We start from the raw sequence: 16,458 nt of genomic DNA, 5'->3' as shown, positions 1-16,458 counted from the left end.
CATTATTCCTTTTCTTTAACTATATAAACTGGACGATTTTTAACTTGAAGATAAATTTTTCCAACATATCGGCCAATTATACCGATACACAGAAGCTGCAATCCCCCAATTAGCAAAATAACTGCAACTAAACTTGCCCAACCAAAAACACTTGAAGCTGGACTGACGATTTTTCTAATAATAATGAACAAAATCCCAAGCAGGGATAATGCAAAAGAAAAAAGTCCAATCCAAACTGCAAGGTTCAAAGGTGCTTGGGAGAAATCTGCAATTCCATTCATTGCATATTTAAATAGCTTCCAAGTAGTCCAATCAGTCTCACCAGCTACACGTTCAATATTGTGATATTCAAGATATTTGGTCTTAAATCCTACCCATGAAAAAATACCTTTGGAAAAACGGCTATACTCTTTCATAGATAAAACGGCATTGACCATCTGTCTGGTCATCATACGGTAGTCACGCGCACCTGGAACAATTTGAGTCTTTGATATCTTATTAATGACAGCGTAGAATTTATCACTCAAGAATGATTTAAATTTATTCTCACCTTTGCGATCTACGCGTCTGCATCCAACAGAGTCATATTGACCAGACTTAATCAAGTCATACATTTTAGGCAAGAACTTAGGTGGATCTTGCAAATCTACATCCATTACTACAACATAGTTGCCTGTTGCGTTTTGCAAGCCTGCATATAATGCGGCTTCTTTACCAAAATTACGTGAAAAGGAAATATAGTGAACATGCTTATCCTTTTCACGTAATTCCTTCATCTTTGCCAAGCTAGAATCCTTTGAACCATCATTAACAAACCAATACTCCGCTTCAAGATTAAGAATCTTCTCTAAGACTTTATTTACTGCTGAATAAAATAGCGGTATTGATTCTTCTTCATTAAAGCAAGGCACAACAATTGACAATTTATCCATTAAGCTTTATTCATCCTTATTTATTTCATTCACTCTTAATTACCGTTTAAATTATAAAGACGGGATTTTATCAGACCTTATTTTTTACATATTTGCTAAATCAAGAGTGAATTTTAATTTTTATTTCATAAATAAAAAACACCCGAAAACCAGTAACTTGGAATTCGAGTGTATTTTTTATTTAATCAGCTTTAATTTATTAGCTAAAATATAATAAGTTGAAAAATGAATCTTGACTCTATAAGCCACACGATATTTGTGACTTACTTTAATTTTTTTCTTTCCATTAATTTTCAATATTTTTCGGCCATGCAAAACTTTCTTTACCATACCTTTAGCACTGTATAACTTAGTTTTAAACTGTTTAGTCTGAACTTTTTTCAAGCCAACTTTTTTAGTCTTCTTTACACCAGAAGTAATATTGCTCTTTGCTGAGCTAGAACCTTTATTAGCATCAAAACTAAAGTCTTTACCTGGAATTAAACCCGACGTTGAAGTATTGCTTGGAGCTTGTCCCACATAGATTGGAATACAGAATTCAGCATTTAATTGTCCATCTTCATCTGCTTTTTCATTATCATAAATACCATCAGACCCGTTACTATATAATGTGTATTTAGCTCCTGGTTTCAAATCAGTGATCGTAAAGTTGGGTATCAAAACATATGTCCTACCCGCCTTAAAGGCATCCTCATCGTATTCGTACATTTCTCCATTTTTTGCTAAATAGTACCGACCATAACTTACACCTTCCGTTAAGTCGACCTTCCCAACACTTGGAGTAATGTCGTTAATTGATTGATCTTTGTCATCATCATCATTTAAGCCAATTGAATTTTCAAAGTCTGCGATATCTTGACCAGGTTGTACAACAAAATATGGCTTACTCTTAATAAGCTTAATAAAAGTTGAATCGTTATCAATTTTGGCAGAAGCATCAACTGTATCAACTGATAACTGTAGATCAGCAGGAATCAAGGGTGATACCGCAAACAAGGCTACTGAAATAATACCTAAATATTTAATTGATTTTCTCATAAAAACTCCTATCTATACCACTAATTAAGACATTTAGAATAACCTACAAGGTCTATTAAATTCTTTGTCTTTACTTTTCTTTTTTCATCTTTCTCAATATCAGCTAAATTATATAAAGCCAATGCTTTATAGACATAAACGGAAGAGCCGTTTGGAAAATTCTGAATAAAATCAATAATTTTTCTTGCTTCATCCATCTGATTACTCTGAATACATTGCTTTATATAGGCAACAAGTACGCTCAGAAGAAAACTTGTGCTTTTATCAGTTACATCTATTTCTTTACTAGAATCTAAAACGTAACTAATAAGTAACTTACTCTCTTCAAAACTATAGAATGGCATTACTAATTGTAACTTGAACAAAAAATTAGTATTAAATTCTCCAACTGGTAAGATTTGCCATCTAGCTTTTTGCTTCATATCAGCAGATAAATCTGCAATCTTATCATTTAAAATAGCCTTTATCAGTCGAAATTCAAATTGATGGCTTTCATCCTGAACACGTCCGTCCTTGCTTAAAGCTTCAAGCTTAGGTATATCTCGATTGATAAACGCATAACCAATTTCTTGGTTAATTGGAGAAATATCAAATGGAGAAAAGAAATCATTAAATGAAATTTGCCATTTATTTAGAATACGTATTAAATTAATGATATTAATTTCAATTTTATTTCTTTCCACTCTAGAATAAGTTGCATCTGTAATTATTCCCGCACACATTTGTTTTTGAGTAATTCCAAGAAGCAATCGCTCTCTTTTTAACTGCTCACCAATAGTCATTTATGTTCCTCTATCATATTTTCATAATAGAATTGAGATAATTTTTTCTTTTACTCATATTATGAAGATCGATTTCTCTCAGAACTTAAAAACTACATATTTGCAAATAATCTTAGAGAAACTAATTAAAGCTTAATATTCATATTCTGACTAAAAAGGCTATATTGTATAACCAATATTTTGTGCTAATTGAGATATCTCAATTGCAGTCTTATCCTCTTTATTAATTACGGATTCAAAATATGTAATTACTAGTTTTTCATTAAAAATATCGACTGTGTTTGGCAATGACTTTACAAAATCTATAGCTTTCTTCATTTCGAATTTAGTATCCTGATTGGAATAACATATTTTTAGATAATTTACTGCAATTTCTGCTAAAAATTTCAACGTTGTGGGATCATATTGACTACTATTTCTATATTTATTAAATATAGATCCTATTAATCCTTCCAAATCAGTGAATTCATAATAATTCATTATGTTTAAAAATACCCATAAATAATTAGCATCCCAATTTTCAATTTGAAGCATGTCATGCTTTAGATGCGTAACGTCTGGTGAACGAGTTTTTGCATTTTGTTCAAGTTCATTCAACTTTAAATTAATGATCTGATGAATCATTTTGAAATTCATTTTACTCTTGAGTTGTTGCAGTTTTGTAATATCCTTACGTTGAAAAGCCTCATTTATTTTACTTTCATAAATTTGCAAACTAAGAGCATTATTTGCAAAAGGTTGCATGAATTTAATAATCGATTGATCGTGATAACGCAAAAGTCTAATTAAATTTGTTGCTGAAATTGTAGTTGTATTATTTTCAACTCTGGAATAAAAGGAAACACTTATTATATGCTTAGCCATTTGACTTTTATTTAAGACTAATTTTCGTCTAGTTTTACTTAATTGTTGCCCTATTGTTACCATATTCTGTCACTTCCAAAAATATCTTATTGGAAAATTTTTATATAGTACGCAAACTTTCTATATCGAAAGTTGAATTTTAGGGTAAAAGAAAAAGGCTATATTCTAAGCCTTTCTTAGTTACTTATCATCTTGTAAAACACAGAAAAATTCTTCACCTTTTAAAAGAGAACCGTATTTTTCAATATCATTCTGACTCTGGTTTAACAAAGCCTGATAATATTTTAAAACTATGCGATAAATAAGATTTCCTGGATCCATCGGTAATTCTTTAAAAAGTTCGAATGTTTCTTGGTATTCTCTTTTATCAAAATTATGAATATAGGCATATATCAAAAAATTAACTGCCAAAGAATTTACACTATTTGTTACTTGATCATTCACTATTCCCTTAGACTTTTTAAAGATTGAATAAGCCCGATGAGTAAAATATTTTACTTCATCTGGTTTTAGGACAATAAACGCCATGCCAATAAGATTATAGGTAAACATATTCCAATTGTCTTCATTAACTATTCTCTTTATCTGTGCTTGCGTTTTTAATGTCACTTTTTCAGGTGAACGCAGTATCCATGCTTGTCCAAGATCTAGCACATAACTTACCCATTGCGTGTATTCAATACCCTTTTTCTTATTTTCTTCATATTCTTCTGCTGCTTGCCGCCAAGCTTGTATGTCTCTACGATTCGTTGCATTGACAATTTTATTAGTTATTAAGTTACTTGCTGTATTTTTTTCATCAGTAGGAGCTGCATTAAAAAAAAGAGCTGGATTGATTCTTTTAGCTTTCAAGATTTCAAGCAAAGTATCTGCGTCTATATGATGAATACTGCGTTCTACTTTAGAATAAAACGATTCCGAAACAACACCAGCTGCCATTTCTTTTTGAGTCCAGCCAGCATTTAAGCGAGTTGATTTTAGTAATTCTCCTATTGTCATTTGAAATTCCTACTTTCTATATAGAAAGAATCAATAGATAAAAATCAGATTTTTTCTAGCAAAAAACATCCTATAGTTAATTACTATAGAATGCTTTCTTTTTACAATAAATCTTTATCTTCTTGTGCTTTATCATCCAAGAATTTTTCATTTGGATAAATTGGTGTTACTTCAATACCATCCAAAGCTCTCTGAATCAGTCCTTCAACATCCAGACGTGCTTCATATTCACGTGCTTTTTCTAACTTTGGCTTAGTCTTAGGACGAGGCGGAGCAAAGATAGTACAACAATCTTCAAATGGTTTGATTGACAGATCAAAGGTACCAATCTTTTCAGCCTTAGCAATGATTTCGGTCTTGTCCATCGTAGCTACGGGACGAATAACTGGAGTGGTTGTTACATCGTTAATTGCTACCATTGATTGCAATGTTTGAGAAGCAACTTGACCAACAGATTCACCATTGAAAATTGCCAAGCCCCCACGCATCTTACGGATACGATCAGCTAATTGCAACATAAAACGACGTTGAACTGTCATCAAGTAACCTTCAGGCAACTTTTCCTTAATGGTTTCCTGAATTTCAGCAAATGGGACAGCAATAAAGTTAATCTTGCCAGCGTAATTTGCCAAAATACCAGTTAATTCCTTAGCTTTAGCCAAAGCCTTCTCAGTAGTGTAAGGCGGGCTAAAGAAGTGGACCATTTCAATATCTACTCCACGCTTGAGGGCAAGCCATGAAGCAACTGGTGAGTCGATCCCACCTGATAACATCATAACGGCCTTGCCAGCAGTACCAACTGGCATCCCGCCAACACCATGAAGCAATTGATTTGAAATATAAACAGCATCTTGACGAACTTCAATTCTCAATACTAAATCCGGATGCTTCATTTCAGCCTTCAAATGATCGATATGATCAAATAAGTAGTCACCAACTAAATTGTTAAGTTGATTAGTATCATATTCAAACTTATGATCACTTCGTTTAGTATTAACTTTAAAAGTCATTCCTGGCTTAAAAGTTTCATTCATTAATTCCAAAGAGGTTTTCTTAATATCCTCTAAAGTCTTAGGAACTTTAATAGCTGGTGAGTAGGTTTGAATACCAAAAACCTTTTTAAGTCGCTTATCAACTTCAGTAAATGGTGCACCATTCAAAATGATGTGCATCCGGTCGTGCCGTGGGTGAAATTCAATTTGAGGGAAATCCTTCAAGACTCTTTCAACGTTAGTAGCTAAACGATTGATAAAGTCCTTTCTATTCTTCCCCTTAGTTGAGAGTTCCCCATAACGGACCATAACTTCTGTATATTCCATTAATTCTCTCCCAAATGATTAATTTTAGCAAAATGATTGTAGATCTTATCAAAGACCTTGATAAATTCATCTGCTTCTGCAAGCGTATTTGTCTCATCAAAACTCAAACGTATTGCACTAGTAGCAATCTTATCATCAATATGCATAGAAACCAAGGTACTTGCCTCATCAGCTGTCTTAGAAGCACATGCAGATGTAGTTGATGTATAAATATCTTGATCTTCCAAAGTATGAACTAAAGTTTCACCACGAATACCCTCTAAAGCAAAGCAAAGAATATGCGGTGCAAAATTATCTTGAACTGGTGAAAAGATATCAATGCCAGGCTTTTGCTTAAGATAATCAACGATCTTAGCCTTAATTGCAGCTTCTCGAGCAGCCTTTTCTGGCTCATTTTGTAAAAGCAAACGTATAGCCTTTGCCATACCAGCAATAGCAGGTAAGTTTTCGGTACCTGAACGCAAGCCTTTTTCTTGACCACCACCATCATGAAGTGGACTCAGCATCTTACCTTCCTTTTTATATAAGATACCGATACCACGTGGTGCATGAAACTTATGAGCAGATAAACTAGAAAGATCAACTCGAGGCGTAAAGACTTTGTCCCAAATGTTCTTACCTAAAGCTTGGACATTATCAACGTGAAATTGAATTGTCGGATAATTCTCTAGCAAATCACTAATTTCTTCAATTGGTTGAATAGTTCCAATTTCGTTATTAACACCCATAATTGAAACCAGAGTAGTATCTGAATCAATCGCATTCCTTAAATCATTGACATTTACTCTGCCTTCTTTATCAACAGGTAAACGAGTTACACGCCAACCCAAATTCTCTAAGGCTGTAAAACTATTTGCGACAGAAGCATGTTCAACGCTAGAAGTAATAATATGCTTACCAAACTCACGCTTTTGAATTGCCGTTCCTTTAATAGCCGTATTGTTTGATTCTGTACCACCCGACGTGAAGAAGATCTCATGTTGTTTGGTTCCCAATAAATCAGCAATTTGCTTACGTGAAGCTTCAAGCAGTTGATGAGCTCTATCACCCATCTTATGCAAACTTGAAGGATTACCCCAAATATTAGTTGCTACCTTATTATAAGTATCTAAAACTTGAGGATCTATTTTTGTTGTTGCACTATTGTCAAAATAAATCACTAATATTACCCCTCTATCAAAAAACGGTCAATGACTTGACCGTTTTAACGACTTTTAAATTTTAGCCTAAATATCGAAATGCTTCAATAATTTATTCTCTTTGTTCTGAATAATATGAATTTTCCAATCTTTGATAACTACCAGGCTCTACTTTTTCAAGAGCTGTTGCTATCGTATCTAAAGCTTCCTTATAATGATATTCATCATAAAGCTGCATAGCCGTCTTTTGAGCTTGTTTAACCGGATCCTTATCAGCATACTTATTGGCATACTGCATAGTTAATTCTACCAAGTTGCTAGAATTAATGATGTCATCAGCTTCACGCTTAAGTCTCTCCACATCGTCAGAAATCTGAATTAATTCATTGGAAATTTTTTCCATATTAATTCTGACTCGGCTTAACTCATCACTGACATGACCAATTTCATTGACAACCAAAGTATACATTTGAACAAAACTATCTGGATTGCCTGGCAAATTACGACGCTCAAGTCGACGGTAAACTAATGAAACTTCTTGTTTAAAACGCTTAATTGAATCATTAGCTACATTTTCTGAATCGTATAAGCCATCAACATCAGTAGACATCTTTGCTTGCTCTTGATCGATTTTACGCAAACGATCGAGCATTTGAAGCCAAGAATCTTGAATTGCTGAATAAACACCCTTACCGTCAGCAATATTTTGCGTATCGACAGTATATTGACGGTTCATGTTGTTGACTTCTTTTTCTAATTCCTTGCTTTTTTCAAGTTCTCCATGAGTCAATTCATAACTCTCATCAATATGCTGCAGTTTTTCAACCAACTTTTTAGAAGCAGCCTGTTGGTGAGCAATCAAAGTCAACATCTTATTCTGATTCTTTTCAACGAAAGGCCGAGCTTTATATTCCTTAGCCAAAACATTATAAAGTGAACTAATTTCACCAGAGATTTTCTTATTAGTCTTAGCTAATTCGTCTACCTTAGTTTCTGATAAAAGCTTACGTGCATCATCGATTTCGTCATGAATTTCTTTAATGCGCTCTAAAACATCTACATCAGTAATATAGTACTTTTCAGAAATCATCTTCTTATATGCATCAGATAATTCCCTTAATTGATCTTGGAAAACAACTTCTAATTGATGATAACCATCTTTAATTTTAGGCAATTGTTTTTGCAATCCACCCAAGGCCATTCTGATCTTAGAAAGAACTCGTTTAGCTTCAACATGGTCACCTTGTGAAGATAAATTCTTAGCTTCTTCAAAGTCACTTTCCATTGAAGCTAATTGATCTTCAATTTGATCAATAGCAGCACCATATTCAAATGAACTAGCCAGGACATCTTTTCTAAGCTCCCGATATACCTTAATCAAGGCATCATATTGAATCTGATTTTCTTTATTTGATTCGAGTAGTTCAGTAAAGACAGCCTTCGTATTACGAGCATCTTCTAAAGTTGGCTTGATAATTTCTTGTGCTTTTTTAATCTTTTTTCTAGCTTTAAAGAGTCTATAAGTTGAATTATCATTAGCTGCTTCTTCAAATAATTTGCGAACATGTGGTATTTTTTTGGTTGAAGCATCATTATAGCTCTTTCGCCAAGTATTTAATGTAGTTAAACTTTCACCCGCTAAATCCATCTTATTCAGTCGCTTGATATCTTCCTCAAGATGCATCTTCTCAATTTCGTCAACAGCAGCGGCAATTACTTCAATCTCACGAAGCTGCTTGCGATTGATGAGCAACATTGAAGCGATGATAACAATGATCAGGATTACAACGGCGATAATAATAATAGCTTGAATTGATGGCATTGTTTATCCTCCAAAACTACCATAATTATAACAAAACATGACCTAAAGATGTGAAAAAGCTGTTCCATTTCTTGATTTATTATTCCTAACTCTATATAATACTAATCGTGTAAAATATTTGCAGCAATAAGTGACAAGAACGTCAACATCTTGAAACGCTTTAGTGAACGAGTAACCCACGCTGCATGGGGCGAAAATGTGAATTTGAGATGCACGAATGTTGAACTTATTCGTAATATTTTACTCCAAAAATTATTATTTAAATTTTATGGAGGATTTTTATGTCAAGATATACAGGTCCAAGTTGGAAACGTTCAAGAAGATTAGGTATTTCCCTTTCAGGTACTGGTAAGGAAATCGCACGTCGTAATTACGCTCCAGGTCAACACGGTCCTAACAACCGCGGTCGTTTGTCAGAATATGGCCAACAATTACACGAAAAGCAAAAGTTACGTTGGATGTACGGCTTAAACGAACGTCAATTTAGAACTTTGTTCGCACGCGCTGGTAAGATTCGTGAAGGTCAACACGGTGTTAACTTCATGATCTTGCTTGAACGTCGTTTGGACAACATTGTTTACCGCCTTGGTTTAGCTACTACTAGAGAACAAGCTAGACAATTAGTTAACCACGGTCACATCACTGTTGATGGTAAGCGCGTTGACATTCCTTCATACGAAGTCAGCGTAGGCCAAGTTGTTGGTTTGAAGGAAAACTCAAAGAACTTGCAACAAGTTAAGGATGCCTTAGACGCAGTTACTGCTCGTCCATCATTTGTTTCATTTGATGACAACAAGATGGAAGGTACTCTTGTACGTTTACCAGAACGTGACGAAATGGAACCAGAAATTGATGAATCACTCGTTGTTGAATACTACAACAAGTTACTTTAATTTTTACATTTTATTTTGTCGAAAAGCCTTTCCCATTATGGGAAAGGTTTTTTTGTTACAATTAATACTAAGCAGAAAGGATGATTACATGACTGAAGACTTAAACAAACGCGTTGAGCAAGCTGCTCAAGGCATTACACCACAAACCAAACCTGACGAACGCAGACGTTTCTTAGGTTCTTTGCGTGAACGCTGCCTCATTCGAATGGATAATACTGAAGTTAAAGATTCTAAATTAACTTCCCTATTTTTAAAACATGTTACTGATTTCAAAGGTTATACTATTTTAATCAACGGTAATATTACTGATGATGGCTTTTTAGGAGATGTTGAAGCCAGCTGTAGCAAGCATGATATTCCTTTTACCTTAGTAAATAATGAAACAGCCAAAACAGGCCCTCATGACACCGCAGTTTTAGTTGTATCCAATAAAGCTATTAATCGTCAGCGAATCAAGATTAACCAAGTCTATGCTCCTGAAATGCCTCGATTAGAGCTTGATACAACTAACAAGAAGCGTGAAGGATTTTGGCATCGTCTGTTTCATGGAGATAAAAAATGAAACCATTAGCATATCGTATGCGACCTAAAAATCTTGATGAAGTTGTTGGTCAACAACATTTGATTGGTCCTGGCAAGATCATTCGTCGAATGGTTGAAGCTCGCCTTTTATCTTCTATGATCCTTTACGGCCCACCAGGCATTGGTAAAACCAGTATTGCTAGTGCTATAGCCGGTTCAACTAAATATGCTTTCAGAAAGCTCAATGCTGCAACAGATGGTAAGAAGCAACTACAACAAGTAGCTGAAGAAGGCAAAATGAGTGGTACAGTTGTTTTACTTCTTGATGAAATTCATCGCTTAGATAAAACAAAACAAGATTTTCTTTTGCCTTTATTAGAATCTGGACAAATCATTTTAATTGGTGCGACAACTGAAAATCCCTATATTTCGATCTCTCCTGCTATTCGTTCTCGTTGTCAGATTTTCGAATTAAAGCCTCTTTCTAGTGAAGATGCCTCTAAAGCCATCGATAGAGCTCTTACAGATAAAGAAAATGGTTTGGGAAAGTATCATGTCAAACTAACTGATGATGCACGCAAACTTTTAATCGAAAAAGGCAACGGTGATTTAAGATCCACTTTAAACAGCCTTGAACTAGCTGTCCTATCTACTAAGCAAGAATTAAAAAATGAACAAAAAGATGATTCTACTATTCTAATTACACAGAAAGAAATGGCAGATTCTATTCAAATGAAAGTTCAGAATTTTGATGCTTCAGGAGATGGGCATTACGACTTAGTTTCTGCTTTTCAAAAATCTATCAGAGGGTCCGATACTGATGCAGCATTACATTATTTGGCTAGATTAATTGAATCTGGTGATTTAATCTCAATTTGCCAGCGTCTATCCGTTATTGCTTACGAAGATATTGGATTAGCAAATCCCGCTGCTGCTGAACATGCAATGTTAGCTATTCAAGCTGCTCAAATGGTTGGCTTGCCAGAAGCTCGCATCCCTTTAGCTAATGCTGTAATTGAGCTGGCATTATCACCTAAAAGTAATAGTGCAATTTCAGCCATCGATACCGCTCTTAGCGATGTCAGAAGCAAAAAGTTAGGAGCTATTCCAGCTAACTTAAAAGATGCGCATTATTCTGGAGCTAAGAAATTAGGTCATGGTATTAATTATCTTTACCCACACGATTATCAAAACGATTGGGTCGCTCAACAATATCTGCCTAATAATTTAATAAACGCTAGCTATTTCACACCTAAAGGAAATTCTAAAGTCGAAGAAAGATATAAAATGATCTATCAGAAACTGAAAAAGATGCAACAAGCTGATTTGCAAAAACACCACCAGAATAGCTAAGTTAGCGCATTCATGATTATTGACAAAATTAATAATATTGCGTATTATAATAAGTGATCTGAGTTGATCGACAAGCTTAAATGTATAAAGTTGACCGATCAAACTATAAGACGTGGGAGTTGGCGAATAACTACCGAATCGGAACATTGCCTCAGCGCAAGATCCATATTCGCTGCGACGTCAGCTCAAATTTTGAACACTGCGGGTTCAACAAGCGTCATTATGCTATGTTTAGTCAACTCGGATTTCTTTAGAATATTAAATGAGACGGTCTTAAGTTGACCGTCTTTTTTTATAATTGGAGTTTGATATAAATATGATAATTAAGATCGTAATGATCGTTTTTATTTTTCTTTTGTTATTAACTGCTTGGTATATGTGGCACAGAAGAAATGGTCATTTTTTGATTTATGACGTTGGTGGCGATCCACATCTAGCTAATATTCTGAAGTGGACTTCAATCGCTCTATTAATTGAAAGCGTCATTGGAATTATTATTTTATTTATGGGAAACAAGTATTTGAACCTAATTATTTTATTCCTTGCTTCCCTTACCATTTTGGCATTTGGTTTATCAATTACGAATAAAGAATAATTAATTCCTAATAACAAGCAAAATTTTGGTAAAATAGAAGTTAGGAAGAGGTGCTTAGAAAATGCTTTCACAATATAAGAATATTCAAGTTTCTGTCGATGGTTCAAAAGAAGCTGATTTAGCTTTCAGCAAGGCTGTAGCCATCGCTAAACGTAACCACGCAACTTTGGAAATTTTACACGTAATCGATACTCGTTCATTCCAAAACGTTTCTAGCTTTGATTCCGCAATGGTTGAACAAGTTTCAAAGGATGCCGAAAAGAGAATGAAGGATTACCAAGCTCGTGCTGTTAAGGCTGGCGTTAAGGATTCTCATTACTCAATTGAATTCGGTTCACCTAAGACAATTATCGGTCACGACTTCCCTAAGAAGCACAACATTGATTTGATCGTTGTAGGTGCTACTGGTTTGAACGCTGTTGAACGTTTGCTTATTGGTAGTGTTACTGAATACGTAACTAGAACTTCAAAGTGTGACGTTTTAGTATGCCGTGCTGAAGAAATTGCTAATGCTTTAGAGAAATAATTAAATATTTTTCATTAAAAAAGGATTCAAGTATCAATCAAGATTGCTTGAATCCTTTTTTGTATAGAAAAAGCATTTGAGCAAATCTACCCAAATGCTTAAAAATATTCTCTAAAAGTCGCCAGCTGTACTGAACATGTAATCTCGGTTGTGGAATTTCATTGATAGGATTAAACCAATGCCAATCATATTTCCTAGCAAAGCAGAACCACCTTGCGAAACAAATGGCAATGGAATACCTGTCAATGGTAATAGATCAATATTCATACCAATATTTTCAAAAACGTGGAACAAGATCATCATAATAACACCAGTAGAAATATAAGAATAAAACATATTTCTAGTGTCAAACGATATCTTAACCATTTGAACAATTAGGTATAAATAAACTAAAATCAAAGCTACACAGCCAACAAAACCAAAGTTTTCACCTATTACTGAGAAAACCATATCAGATCCACGAACTGGAACATAGACACTAGCTTTACCAAAACCGTTACCAAATAATTGTCCTGAACCAATGGCCTTCATGCTCTGCCATAATTGGTAAGCACCTGATGAAGTATCACCAGATGGATCAAGCCAAGACTTAATTCTTTCAAACTGATAAGCCTGGAAGAAATGGCTTAATAATGCTTGACCACCTGGCGTAACCACTAGCAAGATAACGGCAATCGCACCAACAATTACTATCCCATAAAGCGGAATAATAATTTTCCACGAAATTCCGGATACTAAAACTACGCCACCTACAATGGCGATGAAAACCAGCATAGTACCAAAGTCGTTTTGCAATTTTAATAATATTGCAACTGGAGCAAGCCAAGCAACTATTTTTCCTAGTAACAACCAATCTGACTTGATCGTATGACCATACTTATCGTTATGATCCTTAACTACACGAGCCAACATCAAAATAAATGCCGGTTTCATTATTTCTGATGGCTGAAAGGTAATCGGTCCTAACTTAAACCAACTCTTTGCTCCAGTATCAGCAAATGTACTACGGTTATATAAGAATAATACTGCTATTAGCAGGAAAATGCCGATTCCAAAGAAAATTGGTGCAATCTTAAATAGTTGATCCGCATCGAACTGCATGACAACTACCACAATTGCAATAGAAATCAGATACCAGATTGCTTGCATTAGCACAGCCTTTACCGGAGATCCAATATGACTCGGGTCCCCTAAAGCAGCTACATAAATACAGTACAAACTGATTAGGGCCAAGATTACGATTGGAATAATTGCATTCCAAGCCAATCGGTCCATCAGACTCGTTTCATTTTCAACTTTTGCCATTAAATAATCACTACTTATATATTATTTTTCATGTAATGTGAAGTATGAAAGCAAATCATTGATGCTGCTTTCAAGACTATTAGCAAACAAAACGTTGCTAGTCTTGGTAGTAGTAGCACGATAACGGCCTTCAACTTTTTCAATTAAACCAATGGACTTCTTATTTGGAATAACAACTTCCCACGTTAGCAAGCTCTTACCTTTAAGTTCATTAACTTCAATATCAATATTTTCTAATTTTTTTGACATAGATCCTCCTACTTGCTATCCGGATGAAACTTCGATGCAATAATTTCATCCTCATATTTCTCCGGATGTGGATTTCGAAAAATAGTAAAATTATCAGGAACAGGGTCCACTCCACCACGAATAAATGGGTTACACCTAAGTATACGACAGATTCCCATAATTAACCCTAAAATAGGGCCATGTTTTTTGAGAGCATCAATCATATATGTGGAACATGTTGGATAATATCTACAACTTGGTGGAAAGAGTGGAGATATTAATTTCTGATAAACTCGCACTAAAAAAATCAAAATCTTACGCAAGTAATCTCCTCACTTAGTGACGTTGATGTTTTTCAATATTCTTAAGCAAGGTACCTGTACCTAAAGCAACAGCCTCAAGTGGATGATCAGCTGTTAATACAGGAACTTGCAAGTAATATGAAATCAACTTATCAATATTCTTTAATAATGCTCCACCACCAGTAAGCATAATACCACGATCAATAATATCGGCAGAAAGTTCTGGTGGTGTAGTTTCAAGAACTTCCTTAGCTGCAGCGATAATTGACATTAGTCCTGGATGCAAAGCTGATTGAATCTCAGGTGCAGTTACTGTAGTTTGTTTTGGCAAACCATCAACTACATCACGACCACGAACAGTAATTTGTTGATCTTCATCAGGCTCAAATGCACTACCAATTTCGATCTTAATTTGTTCAGCTGTTCTAGAACCAATGAGCAAGTTATGCTTATTCTTGATATAGCTAATTACAGCTTGATTCATCCGATCACCCGCATAGCGAAGTGAACGTGAAGTAACAATCTCACCCATTGACAAAACTGCAACATCGGTAGTACCACCACCGATATCAATTACCATATTGCCTTGAGGCTTAAAAATATCTAACCCTGCACCTACAGCAGCAACTTTAGGTTCGAAATCAAGGTAAACCTTGCCACCACCAGATTTTTCGGCAGCTTGGATAATTGCCTTTTGCTCAATTGAAGTGACTCCTGTTGGAGCACAAATCAAAATATTAGGCTTAGACATAAAACCTTTTACGTTTAACTTTTCAATAAAGTAGGACAGCATTTCTTCGGTAATATCAAAGTCCGCAATTACACCATTCTTAAGTGGGCGAATTACGCGAATATTACCTGGTGTTCTACCTACCATTTCATATGCCTCTGAGCCAACTGCAACTACCTTGTTGGTATCGGTATTTACAGCAACTACAGAAGGTTCATTCAAAACAATTCCTTTTCCAGAGACATTGATTAATACATTAGCTGTCCCCAAATCAATTCCTATATCTCGTGCCACGATAACCCTCCATAATTATTCATGGTCCATTTTACCATAAATAACAAAGAGTTTCCTTCACTCTCCTTGTTTTAAGACAATCTTTAAAACAAATTACTAAGTTGCATTGAAGTATCAATAAAGGTAATAACAAAATTGCCTACTAAAAATCCTAAGGCAATCGCACCAAATAAATATAACAATTGAGTTTCAAAAATTCGACCTTTACGAATAATTTTATCTAATTGCACAGCCTTCATCGCTTGGAATGATAAACCAACAGCAATTAAATAAATAATAATGCTAATAATAGCGTGAACACCTAATTGAAACATATTTTTTCCTTATTAACAAAAAAAGACGAATGCAAATTTTGCATCCGTCTTTTTACTCTTCTAGTGACCTTTAGTGTTGTAAACGCTGATTCTGTTAAGTGCTCGTTTCAAAGCAACTGTAGCACGTTCTTCAGTACGTTCATCATGCTTTTCACGTGCTTCCTTCAAACGCTTCTCTGCTCTTTCCTTAGCGGCTTGAGCACGAGAAACATCGATATTTCTAGCACGTTCAGCACTATCAGCAATAATTGTCGCAACATTATCAGAGAATTCAATGTAACCGCCACTAATAGCGATGTGATCGATTCTCGAACTCATTTCACGACTACGCTTAACCTTAACTTCACTAATTACAAGTGGAGTCAATAATGGTAAGTGGTTGTACATCAAAGAACGTTCACCATCAACAGCGCGTACATCAACGATGCTTCCACGGTGGGAATAGATCATTCCATTAGGAGTTACCACATTTACTCTAAAAAGTTTTTCTGGATCTGCCAT

19 protein-coding genes are annotated in these 16,458 nt (G+C 34.9%); 5 read left to right on the top strand and 14 right to left on the bottom strand.

Annotated features, from left to right (window positions below; translation table 11 throughout):
* Window positions 1–2: 2 nt before the first annotated feature.
* The 8 genes from FC57_RS05255 to ezrA form a co-directional block, all read right to left on the bottom strand.
* The gene (locus FC57_RS05255; protein ID WP_007126364.1) at window positions 3–932 is read right to left on the bottom strand and encodes a glycosyltransferase family 2 protein; all 930 of its coding nucleotides are present in this window, start codon (window positions 930–932) and stop codon (window positions 3–5) included.
* Between the two features lie 177 nt (window positions 933–1,109).
* Complete coding sequence (locus tag FC57_RS05250) at window positions 1,110–1,970, bottom strand: hypothetical protein (protein ID WP_007126365.1); 861 nt, start codon at window positions 1,968–1,970, stop codon at window positions 1,110–1,112.
* 20 nt (window positions 1,971–1,990) lie between these two features.
* Complete coding sequence (locus tag FC57_RS05245) at window positions 1,991–2,752, bottom strand: helix-turn-helix domain-containing protein (protein ID WP_007126366.1); 762 nt, start codon at window positions 2,750–2,752, stop codon at window positions 1,991–1,993.
* Window positions 2,753–2,911: 159 nt separating this feature from the next.
* The gene (locus FC57_RS05240) at window positions 2,912–3,679 is read right to left on the bottom strand and encodes a helix-turn-helix domain-containing protein (protein ID WP_007126367.1); all 768 of its coding nucleotides are present in this window, start codon (window positions 3,677–3,679) and stop codon (window positions 2,912–2,914) included.
* A gap of 117 nt (window positions 3,680–3,796) precedes the next feature.
* The gene (locus FC57_RS05235) at window positions 3,797–4,615 is read right to left on the bottom strand and encodes a helix-turn-helix domain-containing protein (protein ID WP_007126368.1); all 819 of its coding nucleotides are present in this window, start codon (window positions 4,613–4,615) and stop codon (window positions 3,797–3,799) included.
* A 101-nt stretch (window positions 4,616–4,716) separates the two neighbouring features.
* Window positions 4,717–5,934 carry a tRNA uracil 4-sulfurtransferase ThiI gene (gene thiI / locus FC57_RS05230; protein ID WP_007126369.1) on the bottom strand — a complete coding sequence of 406 codons (1,218 nt, stop codon included), beginning with the start codon at window positions 5,932–5,934 and terminating at the stop codon, window positions 4,717–4,719.
* The gene (locus tag FC57_RS05225; RefSeq protein WP_007126370.1) at window positions 5,934–7,094 is read right to left on the bottom strand and encodes a cysteine desulfurase family protein; all 1,161 of its coding nucleotides are present in this window, start codon (window positions 7,092–7,094) and stop codon (window positions 5,934–5,936) included. The genes thiI and FC57_RS05225 overlap by 1 nt, the downstream gene beginning before the upstream one ends.
* Window positions 7,095–7,185: 91 nt before the next feature.
* Window positions 7,186–8,895, bottom strand: coding sequence for a septation ring formation regulator EzrA (ezrA, locus tag FC57_RS05220; RefSeq protein ID WP_007126371.1), 1,710 nt, complete (start codon window positions 8,893–8,895; stop codon window positions 7,186–7,188).
* A gap of 281 nt (window positions 8,896–9,176) precedes the next feature.
* Between ezrA and rpsD the strand changes: the two genes are divergently transcribed.
* The 5 genes from rpsD (at window position 9,177) to FC57_RS05195 (ending at window position 12,784) form a co-directional block, all read left to right on the top strand.
* A complete protein-coding gene (gene rpsD, locus FC57_RS05215) occupies window positions 9,177–9,788 on the top strand; it encodes a 30S ribosomal protein S4 (protein ID WP_007126372.1) in 612 nt (203 codons plus the stop codon).
* Between the two features lie 88 nt (window positions 9,789–9,876).
* On the top strand, window positions 9,877–10,350 hold the full coding sequence (locus tag FC57_RS05210; protein WP_040529739.1) for a YueI family protein: 474 nt from the start codon (window positions 9,877–9,879) through the stop codon (window positions 10,348–10,350).
* On the top strand, window positions 10,347–11,663 hold the full coding sequence (locus tag FC57_RS05205) for a replication-associated recombination protein A (RefSeq protein WP_007126374.1): 1,317 nt from the start codon (window positions 10,347–10,349) through the stop codon (window positions 11,661–11,663). Before FC57_RS05210 ends, FC57_RS05205 begins: the two co-directional genes overlap by 4 nt.
* A gap of 316 nt (window positions 11,664–11,979) precedes the next feature.
* Window positions 11,980–12,258: a hypothetical protein gene (locus tag FC57_RS05200; RefSeq protein WP_007126375.1), complete on the top strand. Its 279-nt coding sequence runs from the start codon at window positions 11,980–11,982 to the stop codon at window positions 12,256–12,258.
* A 61-nt stretch (window positions 12,259–12,319) separates the two neighbouring features.
* The gene (locus FC57_RS05195) at window positions 12,320–12,784 is read left to right on the top strand and encodes a universal stress protein (RefSeq protein ID WP_007126376.1); all 465 of its coding nucleotides are present in this window, start codon (window positions 12,320–12,322) and stop codon (window positions 12,782–12,784) included.
* Between the two features lie 111 nt (window positions 12,785–12,895).
* On the opposite strand, the gene FC57_RS05190 is transcribed toward FC57_RS05195, so the two are convergent.
* The 6 genes from FC57_RS05190 to FC57_RS05165 form a co-directional block, all read right to left on the bottom strand.
* Window positions 12,896–14,089, bottom strand: coding sequence for an FtsW/RodA/SpoVE family cell cycle protein (locus FC57_RS05190; RefSeq protein ID WP_007126377.1), 1,194 nt, complete (start codon window positions 14,087–14,089; stop codon window positions 12,896–12,898).
* A 21-nt stretch (window positions 14,090–14,110) separates the two neighbouring features.
* Window positions 14,111–14,338, bottom strand: coding sequence for a DUF2969 domain-containing protein (locus tag FC57_RS05185; protein ID WP_007126378.1), 228 nt, complete (start codon window positions 14,336–14,338; stop codon window positions 14,111–14,113).
* 8 nt (window positions 14,339–14,346) lie between these two features.
* Complete coding sequence (yidD, locus tag FC57_RS05180; RefSeq protein WP_040529742.1) at window positions 14,347–14,640, bottom strand: membrane protein insertion efficiency factor YidD; 294 nt, start codon at window positions 14,638–14,640, stop codon at window positions 14,347–14,349.
* A gap of 13 nt (window positions 14,641–14,653) precedes the next feature.
* Complete coding sequence (mreB, locus tag FC57_RS05175) at window positions 14,654–15,643, bottom strand: rod shape-determining protein (protein ID WP_007126380.1); 990 nt, start codon at window positions 15,641–15,643, stop codon at window positions 14,654–14,656.
* An 83-nt stretch (window positions 15,644–15,726) separates the two neighbouring features.
* Entirely contained in the window at window positions 15,727–15,957 is a 231-nt protein-coding gene (locus FC57_RS05170; RefSeq protein ID WP_007126381.1) for a DUF1146 family protein, read from the bottom strand.
* A 60-nt stretch (window positions 15,958–16,017) separates the two neighbouring features.
* Window positions 16,018–16,458 (bottom strand): F0F1 ATP synthase subunit epsilon, encoded by a 441-nt coding sequence (locus tag FC57_RS05165; protein WP_007126382.1) that lies wholly within the window; start codon window positions 16,456–16,458, stop codon window positions 16,018–16,020.

Source organism: Lactobacillus ultunensis DSM 16047, from assembly GCF_001436305.1.
Lineage (GTDB): Bacteria > Bacillota > Bacilli > Lactobacillales > Lactobacillaceae > Lactobacillus > Lactobacillus ultunensis.
Note: the sequence above shows the minus strand (reverse complement) of the source record. Positions and strands in the feature narration are given on the sequence as shown.

Excerpts from the sequence above, each read along its gene's own strand:
- FC57_RS05255 (WP_007126364.1), bottom strand. The coding sequence starts at position 932 with ATGGATAAATTGTCAATTGTTGTGCCTTGCTTTAATGAAGAAGAATCA.
- FC57_RS05250 (WP_007126365.1), bottom strand. The coding sequence starts at position 1,970 with ATGAGAAAATCAATTAAATATTTAGGTATTATTTCAGTAGCCTTGTTT.
- FC57_RS05245 (WP_007126366.1), bottom strand. The coding sequence starts at position 2,752 with ATGACTATTGGTGAGCAGTTAAAAAGAGAGCGATTGCTTCTTGGAATT.
- FC57_RS05240 (WP_007126367.1), bottom strand. The coding sequence starts at position 3,679 with ATGGTAACAATAGGGCAACAATTAAGTAAAACTAGACGAAAATTAGTC.
- FC57_RS05235 (WP_007126368.1), bottom strand. The coding sequence starts at position 4,615 with ATGACAATAGGAGAATTACTAAAATCAACTCGCTTAAATGCTGGCTGG.
- thiI (WP_007126369.1), bottom strand. The coding sequence starts at position 5,934 with ATGGAATATACAGAAGTTATGGTCCGTTATGGGGAACTCTCAACTAAG.
- ezrA (WP_007126371.1), bottom strand. The coding sequence starts at position 8,895 with ATGCCATCAATTCAAGCTATTATTATTATCGCCGTTGTAATCCTGATC.
- rpsD (WP_007126372.1), top strand. The coding sequence starts at position 9,177 with ATGTCAAGATATACAGGTCCAAGTTGGAAACGTTCAAGAAGATTAGGT.
- FC57_RS05210 (WP_040529739.1), top strand. The coding sequence starts at position 9,877 with ATGACTGAAGACTTAAACAAACGCGTTGAGCAAGCTGCTCAAGGCATT.
- FC57_RS05205 (WP_007126374.1), top strand. The coding sequence starts at position 10,347 with ATGAAACCATTAGCATATCGTATGCGACCTAAAAATCTTGATGAAGTT.
- FC57_RS05200 (WP_007126375.1), top strand. The coding sequence starts at position 11,980 with ATGATAATTAAGATCGTAATGATCGTTTTTATTTTTCTTTTGTTATTA.
- FC57_RS05195 (WP_007126376.1), top strand. The coding sequence starts at position 12,320 with ATGCTTTCACAATATAAGAATATTCAAGTTTCTGTCGATGGTTCAAAA.
- FC57_RS05190 (WP_007126377.1), bottom strand. The coding sequence starts at position 14,089 with ATGGCAAAAGTTGAAAATGAAACGAGTCTGATGGACCGATTGGCTTGG.
- FC57_RS05185 (WP_007126378.1), bottom strand. The coding sequence starts at position 14,338 with ATGTCAAAAAAATTAGAAAATATTGATATTGAAGTTAATGAACTTAAA.
- FC57_RS05170 (WP_007126381.1), bottom strand. The coding sequence starts at position 15,957 with ATGTTTCAATTAGGTGTTCACGCTATTATTAGCATTATTATTTATTTA.
- FC57_RS05165 (WP_007126382.1), bottom strand. The coding sequence starts at position 16,458 with ATGGCAGATCCAGAAAAACTTTTTAGAGTAAATGTGGTAACTCCTAAT.